At 57.6% G+C, this 14312-nt stretch carries 16 protein-coding genes; 8 read left to right on the plus strand and 8 right to left on the minus strand.

Going from position 1 to position 14312, the window contains the following annotated elements; genetic code table 11:
• Nucleotides 1-15 precede the first annotated feature (15 nt).
• Nucleotides 16-1029: an NAD-dependent epimerase/dehydratase family protein gene (locus SP68_RS17335; RefSeq protein WP_008805828.1), complete on the plus strand. Its 1014-nt coding sequence runs from the start codon at nt 16-18 to the stop codon at nt 1027-1029.
• Here the strand turns inward: SP68_RS17335 and SP68_RS17340 are convergent.
• Together SP68_RS17340 and SP68_RS17345 are read right to left on the minus strand one after the other, a co-directional pair.
• Complete coding sequence (locus SP68_RS17340) at nt 1026-1856, minus strand: N-acetylmuramoyl-L-alanine amidase (RefSeq protein WP_008805827.1); 831 nt, start codon at nt 1854-1856, stop codon at nt 1026-1028. The genes SP68_RS17335 and SP68_RS17340 overlap by 4 nt on opposite strands.
• Before the next feature lie 31 nt (nt 1857-1887).
• Nucleotides 1888-3027, minus strand: a complete 1140-nt coding sequence (locus SP68_RS17345; protein ID WP_016160551.1) for a GGDEF domain-containing protein — start codon at nt 3025-3027, stop codon at nt 1888-1890.
• Nucleotides 3028-3388: 361 nt separating this feature from the next.
• Here SP68_RS17345 and yahO point away from each other — a divergent pair, with 361 nt between their 5' ends.
• From yahO to artJ, 7 genes are all read left to right on the plus strand, one after another.
• Nucleotides 3389-3661, plus strand: coding sequence for a DUF1471 family periplasmic protein YahO (gene yahO / locus SP68_RS17350; protein WP_008805825.1), 273 nt, complete (start codon nt 3389-3391; stop codon nt 3659-3661).
• Nucleotides 3662-3915: 254 nt separating this feature from the next.
• Complete coding sequence (locus SP68_RS17355; RefSeq protein WP_012968629.1) at nt 3916-4431, plus strand: lipoprotein; 516 nt, start codon at nt 3916-3918, stop codon at nt 4429-4431.
• A gap of 226 nt (nt 4432-4657) precedes the next feature.
• Nucleotides 4658-5386, plus strand: coding sequence for an arginine ABC transporter ATP-binding protein ArtP (gene artP, locus SP68_RS17360; RefSeq protein WP_012968630.1), 729 nt, complete (start codon nt 4658-4660; stop codon nt 5384-5386).
• Nucleotides 5387-5406: 20 nt separating this feature from the next.
• Complete coding sequence (gene artI / locus SP68_RS17365; protein ID WP_002896390.1) at nt 5407-6138, plus strand: arginine ABC transporter substrate-binding protein ArtI; 732 nt, start codon at nt 5407-5409, stop codon at nt 6136-6138.
• A gap of 6 nt (nt 6139-6144) precedes the next feature.
• Nucleotides 6145-6861 (plus strand): arginine ABC transporter permease ArtQ, encoded by a 717-nt coding sequence (artQ, locus tag SP68_RS17370; RefSeq protein WP_002896386.1) that lies wholly within the window; start codon nt 6145-6147, stop codon nt 6859-6861.
• A complete protein-coding gene (artM, locus tag SP68_RS17375; protein ID WP_008805822.1) occupies nt 6861-7529 on the plus strand; it encodes an arginine ABC transporter permease ArtM in 669 nt (222 codons plus the stop codon). The genes artQ and artM overlap by 1 nt, the downstream gene beginning before the upstream one ends.
• 184 nt (nt 7530-7713) lie before the next feature.
• Nucleotides 7714-8445, plus strand: coding sequence for an arginine ABC transporter substrate-binding protein ArtJ (gene artJ / locus SP68_RS17380; RefSeq protein WP_008805821.1), 732 nt, complete (start codon nt 7714-7716; stop codon nt 8443-8445).
• A gap of 83 nt (nt 8446-8528) precedes the next feature.
• Here artJ and SP68_RS17385 read toward each other — a convergent pair whose 3' ends face one another.
• The 6 genes from SP68_RS17385 to potH all read right to left on the minus strand — a co-directional run bounded on the left by SP68_RS17385 (nt 8529) and on the right by potH (nt 14303).
• Nucleotides 8529-10001: a sensor histidine kinase gene (locus tag SP68_RS17385; RefSeq protein ID WP_040974012.1), complete on the minus strand. Its 1473-nt coding sequence runs from the start codon at nt 9999-10001 to the stop codon at nt 8529-8531.
• Nucleotides 9998-10714, minus strand: coding sequence for a response regulator transcription factor (locus SP68_RS17390; protein ID WP_012542345.1), 717 nt, complete (start codon nt 10712-10714; stop codon nt 9998-10000). The genes SP68_RS17385 and SP68_RS17390 overlap by 4 nt, the downstream gene beginning before the upstream one ends.
• Before the next feature lie 78 nt (nt 10715-10792).
• Nucleotides 10793-11920, minus strand: a complete 1128-nt coding sequence (rlmC, locus tag SP68_RS17395; RefSeq protein ID WP_023297308.1) for a 23S rRNA (uracil(747)-C(5))-methyltransferase RlmC — start codon at nt 11918-11920, stop codon at nt 10793-10795.
• A gap of 41 nt (nt 11921-11961) precedes the next feature.
• Nucleotides 11962-12450: a YbjO family protein gene (locus SP68_RS17400; RefSeq protein ID WP_008805817.1), complete on the minus strand. Its 489-nt coding sequence runs from the start codon at nt 12448-12450 to the stop codon at nt 11962-11964.
• 57 nt (nt 12451-12507) lie between these two features.
• Nucleotides 12508-13353 (minus strand): putrescine ABC transporter permease PotI, encoded by an 846-nt coding sequence (gene potI, locus SP68_RS17405; protein ID WP_002896372.1) that lies wholly within the window; start codon nt 13351-13353, stop codon nt 12508-12510.
• Nucleotides 13350-14303 carry a putrescine ABC transporter permease PotH gene (potH, locus tag SP68_RS17410; protein WP_008805816.1) on the minus strand — a complete coding sequence of 318 codons (954 nt, stop codon included), beginning with the start codon at nt 14301-14303 and terminating at the stop codon, nt 13350-13352. Before potH ends, potI begins: the two co-directional genes overlap by 4 nt.
• Between the last annotated feature and the right edge of the window lie 9 nt (nt 14304-14312).

Raw genomic sequence — 14312 nt, forward strand, 5'->3', positions numbered from 1 at the left:
GGACAGTAGAGTGATATGAAGGTACTGGTTACCGGTGCGACCAGCGGATTAGGCCGCAACGCAGTGGAATATCTGCGCAATAAGGGCATCAGCGTGAGAGCCACCGGGCGCAACGAAGCGATGGGTAAGCTTCTGAGCAAAATGGGGGCAGAATTCATCCCGGCCGATTTAACCGAGCTGGTCTCTTCGCAGGCTAAAGTGATGCTCGCCGGTATCGATACCCTGTGGCACTGCTCCAGCTTTACCTCGCCCTGGGGCACCCAGCAGGCTTTCGATCTCGCTAACGTCCGCGCCACCCGCCGTCTGGGCGAATGGTCTGTGGCATGGGGGGTGCGCAATTTCGTCCATATCTCTTCGCCATCGCTCTATTTCGATTATCACCACCATCGCGATATCCAGGAAGATTTCCGCCCGCATCGCTTCGCCAACGAGTTTGCCCGCAGCAAGGCGGCCAGCGAGGAGGTGATCAACCTGCTGGCGCAGGCCAACCCGCACACCCGTTTTACCATTCTGCGTCCGCAGAGCTTGTTCGGGCCGCACGATAAAGTCTTTATTCCCCGGCTGGCGCAAATGATGCAGCATTATGGCAGCGTCCTGTTGCCGCGGGGCGGCAGCGCGCTGGTCGACATGACCTATTATGAAAACGCCGTGCATGCGATGTGGCTGGCGAGCCAGTCGGCCTGCGATCATCTTCCTTCCGCCCGCGCGTGGAATATCAGCAACGGCGAACCGCGCACCTTGCGAAGCATCGTGCAGAAACTGATCGACGAGCTGGGCATCAAGTGCCGGATCCGCTCAGTTCCCTACCCGATGCTGGATATTATTGCCCGCAGCATGGAACGTTTTGGCGATAAAACAGCCAAAGAGCCCGCCTTTACCCACTACGGCGTTTCCAAACTTAACTTTGATTTTACGCTCGACATCACCCGCGCGCAGGATGAACTGGGCTATCAGCCGGTGGTGACGCTTGACGACGGCATTGTGCGTACCGCCGCCTGGCTACGCGACCACGGTAAACTTCACCGCTAACCCTGGCCATATTTTTCTAACAGCGCCTCGGCTATCGCTTCAGTTTGCGCATCCGCTACGCCATCCCAGCGCTGCGGACGGAAGTGCATCTGGAAGGCGATAATCACCCGCTTCTTCTGCGCGGGGGTCATCTCCGGCGTCACCTGATAGCCGTAGCGCGCGAGTAAATCCAGCACCACCTCTGGGTCAACGGGATCGCTGGCCGGCCGTCCGTTCAGATAAAAGGCCACTCGCTGCTCGTCAGGCCAGGCGCCAATCCCCTGCTGCGCCAGCTGTTGCCAGGGAAACAGCGGCCCCGGATCGTCTTTACGCTGCGGCGCGATATCGGCATGGGCCACCACGTTCTGCGGCGCGATGTGGTAGCGGGTGATAATATCGCGCGCCAGCGGGATCAGGGCCGCTATCTGTTCCGGATGGAAGGGGGTAAAGCTTTTGACGCCCGCCGTCTTCTGCCAGCCGCGGTTCTCCAGCTCAATGCCGATGGACGTATCATTGATACGCGTACTGCCGCGCCAGTAGCTCACCCCGGCGTGCCAGGCTAAATCCTCTTCCGGCACCAGCTGCCAGATCCGCGGTTTATGCTGATAACGCGGCGGCTGCTCGGGGATTAAATAGTGGGAGCTGACCTCTTTATCGGTCAACGTCGCCAGAGAAACATCAAAATTGTCTGCCGTATAGTGGATCACCAGCACTTTTATTCGCGGATAGGCCGCCTGCGCCGGATGGCGAGTGTCCAGCTGGTATCCATCGCGATCGATAATTCCCTTTTCCCCGGCACAGCCGGTTAACAGCAGCGCCAGCAGGGCGACCTGCGCAATCCGTTTCATCCCCTTTCCCTCGCCCGGCAGTGGAGCCGGGTTAATAAGACCATTGATTACGTCCTTTATTTTTAGCCTGGTACAACGCACTGTCCGCCCGGGCGATCAGCGTCTCCATCGGGACCGTGCCGTCGGAAGCCACCACGCCCATGCTGACGGTCACTACCGCCGCCACTGCAGAGGCTTCATGCGGCAAGGCCGCGTCGTGGATTTTCTGCTGAATGCGCTCGGCAATGACGGTGGCGTGCGCTAAGGAAACCCCCGGCAGCGACACGACAAACTCCTCGCCGCCGTAGCGGGCCACCAAATCGTCCTCAGCCCGCACCGCCATTTTAAGCACCTGCGCGACAGACGATAAGCAGTCATCGCCGGCCTGATGGCCGTAATGGTCGTTATAACGCTTAAAGTAATCGACATCGATCATGATCAGCGCTAACGGCGCTTTTTGCTCCCAGAGCTGCGCCAGAAAAGCATTCAGTGCCCGGCGATTGGCCGTTCCGGTTAAGGCATCCCGGTTAGCGATACTTTCCAGCCGCTGGATAAGCTGCATATTTTCCTGATGCGTATCCCAGGCTTCATCATACCAGCGCTGCAGAATACGCCGTCCATAAAGCAAAATCGCGGTGAAAATAGCCCATAAGGTCAAAAAACGAAATTCACCGTCATAGTGAATCTGCACCCCTGCCAGCAAGGCGGTCACCCACATTGGGAGCATAAAGGCGATAATGCCGGGCCAGTGGTGATAGAGCGCGGTGAGGCCGGTGGTCATTAAAATCACCAGCAGCGGCCAGGCGAAGGGCAAGGTCCAGAAAAAGATAAAACAGTAATTACTCAGGGACCAGCACAGGCTGAGCGCCAGCAGCAGCCCGGTGATGATATTCAGCGTATATCGCCCCTGCGCCAGTCGCGGCGTGACGGCAATAATCACTAAAATGGCCGAAATAATAATAACCGCGATCAGCGCCACTTCGATATAAGGAATAACCGCCCGGTGCGTCAGTAACTTCTTATCAAAATAGGTAAAGATAAAATTGCGGAAGAAAATCATTAACGCAAAAGCGATATTGACAAAGGCCAGCCAGGGCATACTCATGGACAGCGCATGGCGCTGAACATTATCTTTGGTGGCCCACAACGCGGCTCGCTGCTGCCGGGCCTGCTCTCGCTTATTTGTTAACATCTTATCTCCCTGGTGACCTGCATGACCATGGGTGCAGCCCCTGCTGTTCTATATGATAAACCATGTTACCGGGAATGTCTGTCAGCGTCCCGGCCCCTTCTCCTGCGTGCGCCTCAGCTAATTTTCAGCTAACCACAGTAAAAAAAGGTCTTGCGTCGCCTCAATGTTCATTCCGCAAAAAAAAGCAAGCATTATCAATGAGAACCTCGTCATCTTTTCTTTAAAAAAGCGTTAACTAATCGTCATAAAATTGCAGTATTTTGCTTGAAAAAAAAGCGGCGTTAGTACAATCTGAAATCGCTCATTGGTGAGTTAAAACAAGAGCATGATGATAGCAAAATAAACAATGGAGTCTAAAAATATGAAATATGCAGCTTTAGTGGCAGGTGCAGCATTGTTTTTAACGGCGAACGCCTTCTCCGCTGAGATTTTAACGAAAGAAGCCTTTAATAAGGTCCATACGCAATATACCAAAATCGGCACCATTTCCTCTACCGGCCAGACTGCGCCGAGCGATGCCCGTGAAGAGCTGATTAAAAAGGCCGATGAAAAAGGCGCGGACGTTATCGTGCTCTCTTCCGGTAATACCGATAAAAAACTGCACGTCTCCGCTAACATCTATAAGAAGAAGTAATTAATCTTATATCTCAAGAAACATTATCCTATTGTCCGGGTAATGTTTCTTGTTTGCCCAAAAAGTCTGTTTATTTTTAAACGGCGCCTGGTTTTTCCTGCCTGAATATCATTCGGTGATGCGCATTGTCGACTTCCTGCCTTAAGGCCGTTGTCACATCAAGGTCTTAGCTCTTTGCGTCAAGTACAATCCGCACGCTATACGCTATGCTTTAACGGAAACTGAAAACGTAGTTCGCTTATAAGGAAATCATCATGCGCTACAAACTTCTTGCTGTACTTCTCCCTTGCGCGCTGGCGCTCAGCGCCTGTACGACCGTCACCCCGGCCTATAAAGATAATGGTACCCGCAGCGGCCCCTGTGTCGAAGGCGGCCCTGACGACGTAGCGCAAAAATTCTATGACACTCAGATCCAGAACCGCACTCAGGATCCGGCGGCGCTGCGCCCCTATCTGAGCGACGGACTGGCGCAGTTACTCAATGACGCCCGCCAGGATCCGGCCAACAGCAAACTGCTGCAGGCTAACCCGTTCTCCAGCAGCAGCACCCCAGCAGACAGCGCCGTGGTCGCCAGCGCCTCCACCATCCCGAACCGTGATGCGCGCAATATTCCGCTGCGCGTCGAACTAAAACAGGGCACCCAGAGCTGGAAAGATGAAGTGCTGATGATCCAGGAAGGCCAGTGCTGGGCTGTCGATGACGTCCGCTATCTCGGCAACAACAGCCATGCGCCAGCCGGGACGCTGCGACAGAGTCTGGAGAAACGCTGATTCCGGAGTTGAAGCCACCCCGCTGAAACGATAACCCCGGTAAAATGTCGGTATTCGCCCCAGGAATGCCGACATTTGCGCCCCCCTCACCCACCAGGCAATATTTTGTGCTAACTTTAAAGCTAAACGTGGTTTAGATTTAACTTTTAACGCATAAATATTGCATAACTATTCTGCCAAAGGTAGTATTTGCGGCCTCAATAGCTATTCGTATCAGACTGCCCAGATGAGTATTAAACTAAACGGCATTAATTGCTTCTACGGCGCACACCAGGCGCTGTTCGACATCACGCTGGATTGCCCGCAGGGGGAAACGCTGGTGCTGCTCGGCCCCAGCGGTGCCGGGAAGAGCTCGCTGCTGCGCGTACTCAACCTGCTGGAGATGCCGCGGTCCGGTTCGTTATCCATCGCCGGCAACCAATTCGACTTCACCAAAGCGCCGTCCGATAAAGCGATTCGCGAGCTGCGTCAGAACGTCGGCATGGTCTTCCAGCAATACAACCTGTGGCCGCACCTGACGGTACAGCAGAACCTGATCGAAGCCCCCTGCCGCGTACTGGGGTTAAGCAAGGATCAGGCGCTGGCTCGCGCAGAGAAACTGCTGGAGCGTCTGCGTCTGAAGCCTTACAGCGATCGCTACCCGCTGCATTTATCCGGCGGCCAGCAGCAGCGTGTGGCTATCGCCCGCGCGCTGATGATGGAGCCGCAGGTCCTGCTGTTCGATGAGCCTACCGCGGCGCTTGACCCGGAAATCACGGCTCAGATCGTCAGCATCATTCGCGAGCTGGCTGAAACCGGCATCACCCAGGTTATCGTCACCCACGAAGTTGAAGTGGCGCGCAAGACGGCCAGCCGGGTGGTGTATATGGAAAATGGCCATATCGTCGAGCAAGGGGATGCCTCCTGCTTCACGCATCCGCAAACTGACGCGTTTAAAAACTATCTTTCACATTGATGTTTTTCGGGGAAATGACGATGAAAAAAGTACTGATTGCCGCCCTGCTCGCAGGCATGAGCCTCTCCGCTTCCGCCGCGCAGACCATTCGTTTCGCCACCGAGGCCTCCTACCCTCCGTTTGAGCTGGTGGACGCCAACAACCAGATCGTCGGTTTCGATGTCGATCTGGCGAACGCGCTGTGTAAAGAGATCGATGCCACTTGTACCTTTACCAACCAGGCCTTTGACAGCCTGATCCCGGGACTGAAATTCCGCCGTTTCGACGCGGTCATGGCCGGGATGGACATCACGCCGGAGCGTGAAAAGCAGGTGCTGTTCTCTACCCCGTATTATGACAACTCGGCGCTGTTCGTCGGTCAGCAGGGTAAGTTCACCAGCATTGACCAGCTGAAGGGCAAAAAAGTGGGCGTGCAGAACGGCACCACCCACCAGAAATTCATCACCGATAAACATCCGGAAATCACTACCGTTCCTTACGACAGCTACCAGAATGCGAAGCTGGATCTGCAGAATGGTCGTATTGACGCGGTCTTTGGCGATACCGCCGTGGTCACCGAATGGCTGAAGAGCAATCCGAAGCTGGCGGCCGTGGGCGATAAAGTGACCGACAAAGCCTATTTCGGCACCGGGCTGGGCATTGCCGTACGTCAGGGCAACACCGACCTGCAGCAGAAATTTAACGCTGCGCTGGAAAAAGTGAAGAAAGACGGCACTTACCAGACCATCTATAACAAATGGTTCCAGAAGTAAGACTGAATGAACGAAATTTTTCCATTAGCAAGCGCCGCCGGGATGACCGTCGGCCTTGCCGTTTGCGCGCTCGTCATCGGCCTGGTCCTGGCGATGCTCTTTGCGGTACTGGAGTCAGTGAAATGGCGCCCGGTAGCCTGGCTTGCAACCGGCATTGTGACCATCCTGCGCGGACTACCGGAAATTCTGGTGGTGCTGTTTATCTATTTCGGCTCTTCCCAGCTGCTGCTGACGCTCTCTGACGGTTTTACCATCCCGCTCGGGTTCACGCAGATCCCGGTGCAGATGCAGATTGAGAACTTTGACGTCAGTCCGTTCCTCTGCGGGGCGATCGCCCTGTCGCTGCTGTATGCCGCCTACGCCTCGCAAACGCTGCGCGGCGCGCTGAAAGCCGTTCCGCAGGGTCAGTGGGAGTCCGGCCAGGCGCTGGGGCTGTCGAAAGCGGCTATATTCTTCCGTCTGGTGATGCCGCAGATGTGGCGCCATGCTCTGCCTGGCCTCGGTAACCAGTGGCTGGTGCTGCTGAAGGACACCGCGCTGGTGAGCCTGATCAGCGTCAACGATCTGATGCTGCAGACCAAAAGCATCGCCACCCGCACTCAGGAACCCTTTAACTGGTATATCATTGCGGCGGCAATCTATCTCGTCATCACCCTGTTGAGTCAATACATCCTTAAGCGGATTGACCAGCGTGCGACGCGCTTCGAACGGAGACCAGGCTGATGCTCGACTACTTACCCGAACTGCTGAAAGGGCTTCATACCAGCCTGACGCTGACCGTGGCGTCGATTATCGTGGCGCTGATCCTGTCGCTGATTTTTACCATTATCCTGACGCTGAAGACGCCGGGGCTGGTGTGGATAGTCCGCGGCTATATCACCCTGTTTACCGGTACGCCGCTGCTGGTGCAGATCTTCCTGATTTACTACGGCCCCGGACAGTTTCCTTCGCTGCAGGATTATCCGTGGCTGTGGCATCTTATCTCTGAACCGTGGCTGTGCGCTCTGATCGCCCTGTCGCTCAATAGCGCCGCCTACACCACTCAGTTGTTTTATGGCGCCATCCGGGCGATCCCCGACGGGCAATGGCAGTCGTGCAGCGCACTGGGGATGAGTAAAAAGGATACCCTGGCGATCCTGCTGCCGTATGCCTTTAAGCGTGCGCTGTCGTCCTATTCCAACGAAGTGGTGCTGGTTTTCAAGAGTACCTCTCTGGCCTACACCATCACCCTGATGGAAGTAATGGGCCACGGCCAGCTGCTGTACGGACGCACCTACGACGTGATGGTGTTCGGCGCCGCCGGGATTATCTATCTCATCGTCAACGGACTGCTGACGCTGCTGATGCGCCTGGTGGAACGTAAAGCGCTGGCCTTCGAGCGACGTAACTAGCGCCTGAGCCTTATTGCATAAAAAGCAGACAACAAGACGGACAAGTATAACACCTGTCCGTCTTTTTTTATGCCATTAAAAATATTTAATCATATTTATTGCATATAAATTCATTTAATGGCATTGTCACTCTATGCCGCAGACACGGCGAATAATCATAAGATTGACAGACGGGAGTTCCACGATGAAAAAGTTAGTTCTGGCTGCACTGCTCACCACGTTCACCTTCGGCGCTGCCGCCGCAGAGAAAATCAGCTTCGGCGTGTCCGCAACCTATCCGCCGTTTGAATCGATGGATGCCAATAATCAGATTGTTGGTTTCGATCTCGACCTGGCCAAAGCGCTGTGCAAACAAATGCAGGCAGAATGTACCTTTACCAACCACGCTTTTGACAGCCTGATCCCGGCACTGAAGTTCAAGAAATATGATGCGGTGATTTCCGGAATGGATATTACGCCGGAACGCAGCAAGCAGGTGGCCTTCACCGACCCGTACTACGCCAACTCGGCGCTGGTGATCGCCAAAAAAGACGCGTTCCATTCCTTCGATGACCTGAAAGGCAAACGGATCGGCATGGAAAACGGCACCACCCACCAGAAATATCTGCAGGATAAACATCCTGAGGTGAAGACCGTCGCCTATGACAGCTACCAGAATGCGATTATCGATCTGAAAAATGGCCGTATCGACGGCGTGTTCGGCGATACCGCAGTGGTCAACGAGTGGCTGAAAACCAACCCGCAGTTGGGCGCAGCCACGCCGAAAGTGACGGATCCGCAATACTTCGGCACTGGACTCGGCATCGCCGTGCGCCCGGATAACAAGGCGCTGCTGGAGAAACTGAACGCCGCGCTGAAAGCGATTAAGGCCGACGGTACCTACCAGAAAATCAGCAACCAATGGTTCCCGGAGTAAATTTTTTGCCGGGTGGCACTGCGCTTACCCGGCCTACTCTTCCCCCGTAGCCGGGTAAGGCGTATCCGCCATCCGGCAATGTCTTAAAGTGGCACGAAGAACCTGAACCGCGCCCCGCTTACCGACTCCACCAGTCTGATACCGCCCCCGTGCAACTCCAGCATTCGTTTCACAATCAGTAGCCCTAACCCGCCGCGATCCTCCCGCGATGCCTGGGTAGACAACGCCGACGGCCGCTGGAACAGATCGTCGCGCAGCGCGGCATCGACGCCCGTTCCGTTGTCGGCCACTTCCACCTGGAGCTGTTGTTCCTCCTGCCAGACCGCCAGACGGATCTCCCCGCCGACGGGCGTATGCCGCATCGCGTTATCGAGCAGGTTGGTCACCACCCTCTCAATCATCGACACATCGGCGTTAATCAGCGGCAGCGGTCCCGGCACATCAATACGCAGGTTCACCTCGCGCGTGCGGGCAGTTAATTCAAACTTCTGCGCGACATCGGAGATCAGCTCCCCCATCGCAAAACGCTCGCGCTGCGGCTTAATGCTCCCGTGCTCCAGTCGCGCCAGCTCAAACAGCTGCTGCGAGAGATGGCGCACTTTGTTGCCCTGACGCAGGGCGATGGTGAGATATTGCCTGCGCTCCTCGGCGGTCAGCCGTTCATCCTTCAGCGTCAGCGTTTCCAGATACCCCAGCAGCGAGGTGAGCGGCGTACGCAAATCATGGGAGATATTGGCCACAAATTCGCGGCGCTGGCGGTCGCTGTCGGCCAGCCGATCCCACTGGCCGGCTATCTGCTGCGCAAGGTCAATAAAGCGATTCTCGAGCACCGCCACCTCGTTACCAGGCAGGGGCTCCGGCGTGCGGGCCGCCAGAGTTTTGATGGCGCTGATGCTGTCCTGGCCGCTCGCCGCGACCTGGGCGGTGAGCTGGCGGACCGGCCGGGTGACCCAGAACCATGCCAGCCCCCCTGTCAGAAGGCCAAACAGGGCCACCAGCAGCAGCGTCCACAGAACAATGCTCCACAGCGTTTTTTGCCAGGCGTCGGCCGCCAGCTGATTAAAGGTCTCTCCCTGCAAAATGATATACAGGTAGCCGCGCAGCTGCCCGTCGACGCGCAGCGGAGCGGCGCTGAAGACTTTTCGTCCGTCGAGACTACGTGGATCGTCGCCATACACCGGCGACGCACTGCCGGTGAGAAAAGCCTGCACTGGCGCCATATCGATACGCTGGCGCTGGATATGTCCCGGCGGCGCCGCATCGGCCAGCAGGTCGCCATCCGGCGACAGCAGATAGAGCTCCACGCTGGGGTTAAAGGTCATCAGGCGGTCGAACAACGACTTCAGGGTTTGCCGGTTGACCCCACCGTGGGCGTCCAGCAGCGGCTCGCGGGCGACAATCTGCTGAGCCAGCCCGGCGGAGAGGCGCTGCACCATGGCGTTGCCATACTGCGCGCTGCTGTGTAACTGAACGGCGCATACCGCCGCCGCGCACAGCATCAGCAGGGAGACCACCACCAGCGCCAACCGCTGGCTGAGGCTCAGGCGGCGGATCACGGGGCGACCTCTTGCGACATCGGGGCGAATTTATAGCCTTTACCCCAGACGGTAAGAATGATGTCCGGCTCCGCCGGGTCACGTTCGATTTTGCTGCGCAGGCGGTTGATATGGGTATTAACCGTGTGCTCATAGCCCTCGTGCTGATATCCCCAGACCTGCTCCAGCAGCGCCAGCCGCGAAAACACCTCACCGGGATGGCGGGCGAAGTAATAGAGCAGATCGAATTCGCGCGGCGTAAGGTCCACCACCTCGCCGCGCAGCTTCACTTCGCGCGACAGCGGATCGATGCTCAGGCCATGGCAGGACAGGCGCCCGGCGTCCATCAGCAGGTTCTGCCCCATCGCCTCCTGGCGACGAAACAGCGCTTTGACGCGGGCGATAAGCTCCAGCAGTGAAAAGGGCTTCGCCAGATAATCATCGGCGCCCATCTCCAGGCCCAGCACGCGGTGCATTTCGCTGGTGCGAGCGCTGATGATAATTACTGGCAGGTAACGGGTCATCTGACGGATACGCCGGCAGATCTCCAGGCCATCGACGCCAGGCAGCATCAAATCAAGGATCACCGCATCCCAGACCTGCTTTTCCAGCTGGACAAGGGCCTGGTCGCCGTCGGCTTCATGCACAATCTGATAGCCCTCATCCTGAAGATTGAGCCGCAGCAGCGTGGCAATATCCTCGTCATCTTCCACCAGCAGAATGGTTTTGGCCATTAGATTCCCCCCACCAATAACAAAACATGCAGCGCCAAGCTTACCTGATTTCAGCGGCGCAAAGCCTTCACATTTTGTTTAAACTTCGCGGACCAGCAGGGTCAGCACTTCGTAGTGCGCGGTGTGAGGGAACATATCAAACAGCTGGACCCGCTCGACGCGATAGCCGCGAAGACGGGCAATATCGGTCGCCATGGTGCGAGCGTTACAGCTGGAATAGATGATATAGGGCGGTGCCATGCGGCTTAAATAGTCGCACAGTTCGGCGCCAATGCCACGGCGCGGCGGGTTGACCAACACCAGCTGCGGGATATCCGCTTCATGAGTGGCGAACTGCGTCGAGTCCAGCGCCTGAAAATGCAGATTGCTGAGCCCCAGTTGCGCGGCTGACTGTCTGGCGCAGGCGATCGCTTCCGGAGCGATCTCGATACCGGTCAGGCGCATCGCCGGCGTCGCGCAGTGCAGGCCAAATCCCCCGACGCCGCAAAACAGATCCCACATATGCTGGACCGGCAGCGCGCGCACCCAGTCGCGGGCGGTGGCATACAGCCGACTGGCTACCGCCGGGTTGGTCTGAAAGAAACTTTGCGGGCGGATCCACAGCGGCACCTCGTTAAAGACCTCCCCCAGCGCCTGCTGTTCGGTGAAGAAGATCTCCTGCTCGCCTTCCATGATTGCCATATGCACCGGCTGGATATTCGCCGTGATCACCTTGAGCTGCGGGAGCTGCGCCTGCAGCCACGGCAGCGCGGCGCGCAGCTGGGCCACCTTGGCCTCTGAGCGCAGCACGAAGCGCAGCATCATCTCCCCCTGCTGGCTGGCGGTTAGCAGCAGATATTTCAGCTCCCCGCGCTTGCGCGCGACGTTATAGGGCGTTAACCCGGCGCGGGCGATAAAGGGCTTCAGGACGGCAAACACCGGCGCAAACTCGGCGGGATAGAGCGGGCAGTCGGTGAGATCCACCGGGGTGCCATCGCGATGCAGCATCCCCAGCAGCGGACGCTCAACGCTGCCGCTGACCACCATCTTGGCCTTGTTACGAAAGGCCGTCTCTGGCCCGCTGACCGGCTCGCCCCAGGCAGCGACCGGGATCGCCGCCAGCAGTGTGCGCAGATCGGCCATTTTATCGGCGAGCTGTTGCGGGACCGGCCGCTCCAGCCATTGACAGGAGCGGCAGCGGCCGGCGTCGTAGAGTGCGCAATGCATAATTGACCTTCAAAAATCCAGGGGCGGGGATTGTATCACCGTTATTGCAGGCGGAAAAACCGACGGCAGTTCGCCGGCACAAACAGCAGCGTCAGAACCAGCAGATCCGGCAGTTTTTGCATCACCAGCGAGTGGAAGATCTCCCGTTTGGATTCGCCGGGAATGCTGAACAGTTCCGGATACCCGTAGCCCAGCGACGCCGCCCACAGGTAGCCGGCGGCGATAATCTGCGTCAGCAGATAGACCCAGCGCGCCCAGTTGCGCCCTTTCACCAGCGAGAAGGCGCACCAGATTTCGACAAATACCAGCGCCAGGCTGCCGAGGAAGACCAGCGTCAGGTTCCAGGTCTGGACGCTGCGGTGTATGAATTCGTTCAGCCCCTGCAGACCCAACAGATTGAGGATCATCAGCAGGTCCAGAGCGCGGATCAAAATAATAGCAAAGGCCGCCACCTGCACCAGCGCAGGGACGTTAAGGCGGGCATGCGATGAGCGAGTTTTCGTAAACAATCCCAACGTAATGTCTTCCATGAAAACGGCGCCACAGGGTGGCGCCGACCGGAGGCTGCTGTACCGATTTTAGGTGGTTCAGCCTTGTCTTGCACGCTGGATATCGCGCACTCGCTGCTTTTCTGCGCGGGCCATCAAATACCAGGCGATAAAACCAACAATACCGACCACGCCAAGGATGAGCGTCGCCAGGGCGTTAATCTCCGGGTTGACCCCCATGCGCACGCTGGAGAAGACCAGCATCGGTAACGTCGTGGCCCCGGGACCGGAGACAAAGCTGGCGATCACCAGGTCATCCAGCGACAGCGTGAACGCCAGCAGCCAGCCGGAGATCACCGCTGGCATAATCATCGGCAGCGTGATGACGAAAAAGACCTTCAGCGGCGCGGCGCCCAGATCCATCGCCGCCTCTTCGATCGAGTGGTCCAGTTCACGCAGCCGCGAGGAGATCACCACCGCCACATAGGCGGTACAGAAGGTGACGTGCGCCAGCCAGATGGTCAACATCCCGCGATCCGACGGCCAGCCAATGGCATGTCCCAGCGCCACGAACAGCAGCAGCAGCGAGAGACCGGTGATCACGTCCGGCATAACCAGCGGCGCGGTGATCATAAATGCGAAGCCATTAGACCCGCGAAAGCGTCCAAAACGCACCATCACCACCGCGGCGATGGTACCGAGGATCGCCGCCGCCGTCGCCGCGCAGGCGGCGATGGTCAGGCTCAACCCTACCGCGCTCATCATCGCATCATCGTGGAACAGTTCGCTATACCAGCGCGTCGACCACCCGGCCCAGACCGTTACCAGCTTCGAGCTGTTGAACGAGTAGATCACCAGCATCAGCATCGGGGCATAGAGGAAGGTGAACCCGAGCACGAGGATCAGAATGCGCCACGGCGAGCGTACTACCGGCAAGTCGTTCATCCCTGCTCTCCCATCTGTTTTTGCTGGTGCTTGTGGAACCACATGATCGGCACGATCAGCAGCAGCAGCATGACAATCGCCACCGCCGAGGCGACCGGCCAGTCGCGGTTGTTAAAGAACTCCTGCCACAGCACGCGGCCAATCATAATGCTGTCCGGCCCGCCCAGCAGTTCCGGGATCACGAACTCCCCCACCGCCGGGATAAACACCAGCATCGAACCGGCGATAATGCCGCCTTTGGTGAGCGGGACGATCACCTGGAAGAAGGTCTTCAGCGGCCGGGCGCCGAGATCCAGCGAGGCCTCCACCAGCGAATAGTCGATGCGGGTCAGCGCGGTGTAGATCGGCAGCACCATAAACGGCAGATAGGCATACACAATACCGATATACACCGCCAGGTTGGTGTGCAGGATCTCCAGCGGCTGATCGATAACCCCTAACCACAGCAGGAAGTTATTCAACACGCCGTTGCTTTTCAGCAGCCCCATCCAGGCATAAACGCGGATTAAGAATGACGTCCACGACGGCAGGATCACCAGCAGCAGCAGAATATTGCGCGTCGACGGCTTGCTGTGCGCCACCGCCCAGGCCAGGGGATAGCCCAGCAGCAGGCAGCAGATCGTCGATATGCCCGCCACCTGCAGCGACTGGAGATAAGCTTCGAAATAGAGCGGATCGTCAGTCAACTGCAGGAAGTTGGCAAAGTTGAGGGTCAGCGTCAGCTGGCCATCCGCCCACTCCATCAGCTCGGTGTAGGGAGGGATCGCCCGCGCCATCTCGGCAAGACTTATCTTGAACACGATCAGGAACGGCAGCATGAACAACAGGATCAGCCACAGATAGGGCAGCGCAATCACCAGCTTGCGGCCATGCGCCATCTGCAGGCGCGCCGCCCACAGCCCGAAGCCGCCCGGTTTTTTCGCCCCTGACGGGGATTCAACGGTACTCATCGCCCTCTC

The organism is Klebsiella variicola, assembly GCF_000828055.2.
GTDB lineage: Bacteria > Pseudomonadota > Gammaproteobacteria > Enterobacterales > Enterobacteriaceae > Klebsiella > Klebsiella variicola.